General features: G+C 34.6%; 1 protein-coding gene. It reads left to right on the forward strand.

The genetic code is table 11. From position 1 onward, the window contains the following. The first annotated feature begins 77 nt into the window (after positions 1-77). Complete coding sequence (locus WD019_RS21560) at positions 78-1,547, forward strand: IS1182 family transposase (protein ID WP_425712795.1); 1,470 nt, start codon at positions 78-80, stop codon at positions 1,545-1,547. Positions 1,548-1,586 lie beyond the last annotated feature (39 nt).

Genomic DNA, 1,586 nt, shown 5'->3' on the forward strand with positions numbered 1-1,586 from the left:
ATTCCCAAAATATATAAGGAAGTAACACTTTTTTTATGTAATAATTAACTTATCAAATTCTCGTGGGTGGTATAAAGATGATTCAAAAACAACAATCTATGGTTTTCAGTCCTTTTATGGGGATTTACGATTTGGTTATTCCTAAAGATCACTTATTACGAAAAATAAATGAGCTAGTTGATTTCTCCTTTGTTTACGAGGAATTGAAAGATAAATATTGTCATGATAACGGTCGAACTGCTATCGATCCGATCTGTATGTTTAAATATTTATTGTTAAAAAGTATTTATGATTTATCGGATGAGGATTTAGTGGAACGTTCTGGATACGACATGGCATTTAAGTATTTTCTTGATATGGCTCCAGAAGAAGAAGTCATTGATTCCAGTTCGTTAAGCAAATTCCGTAAACAACGGCTCGAGGACATTAATCTTTTAGATCTGTTGATTAATAAGACCGTAGAAATTGCGATTGAAAAAGGAGTTATCAAAAGTAAAACAATTATTGTCGATTCAACTCATACAAAATCTCGTTATAACCCTCAATCGCCTAAAGAAATCCTTGAAGCTCGTGCCAAGAAATTAAGAAAAGCAGTGTATTCGGTCGACGAAAGCTTAAAAAGTAAGTTTCCAAATAAAAATACTACAGATCAATTAGAGGACGAATTAGCCTACTGCCAACAACTTATAGAAGTGATTGAAAGTGAGGAAACCATTTGTACATACCCAAAAGTAAAAGAACCTCTCAACCTTTTAAAAGAAACGGTTTCCGATGATCTCGAACATCTTGCCACCATTCAAAGTTCGAATGACGAGGACGCCAAACTAGGATATAAAAGTGCGGATACATCTTTCTTCGGATACAAGACACATCTCGCTTTAAGTGAGGAACGAATCATCACTGCCGCAGTCCTTACCACGGGAGAAAAAAATGATGGAAAACAACTACAGACGTTAATTGAAAAAAGCAAAACTGCCGGAATGGAAGTAAAAACGGTGATTGGGGACACCGCCTATTCGGAAAAAGCCAATATCGACTACACAAAAGAGAACAATATTGAATTAATTTCGAAATTACATCCCAACATTACACATGGGTACAGAAAAAGAGAGAATGAGTTTGAATTTAATAAAGACGCGGGAATGTATGTATGTAAAGCGGGTCATCTAGCCATTAAAAAACGCAAAACGTATACAAAAAAAGAAGAATTAGGTAAAAATACGGTATATACCTACTACTTTGATATAGAAAAATGTAAACAATGCCCATTTAGAGAAGGGTGTTACAAAGAAGGATCCAAAACAAAGAGTTATTCCGTCAGTATTTTATCAGGAGAACACCTTGAACAGGTAAAGTTCCAAGAAAGCGACTATTTCAAAGAAAAATCCAAAGAACGCTACAAAATTGAAGCAAAAAATAGTGAATTAAAAAACAGACACGGGTATAAAAACGCAAAATCCTCGGGTCTTTTTGGCATGGAAATACAAAGTGCCACGACCATATTTACCGTAAATCTTAAGAGGATAATAAAACTAATGAACCCATAAAACAGAAAAACAGCCCGCAAAAAAGAATAAAAAAGCCGA

This window comes from Fictibacillus sp. Mic-4 (genome assembly GCF_049843615.1).
In the GTDB taxonomy this organism is placed as follows: domain Bacteria; phylum Bacillota; class Bacilli; order Bacillales; family Fictibacillaceae; genus Fictibacillus_A; species Fictibacillus_A gelatini.

Bases quoted from the DNA above. Each gene is read 5' to 3' on its own strand.
- WD019_RS21560 (WP_425712795.1), top strand. From the start codon at position 78: ATGATTCAAAAACAACAATCTATGGTTTTCAGTCCTTTTATGGGGATT.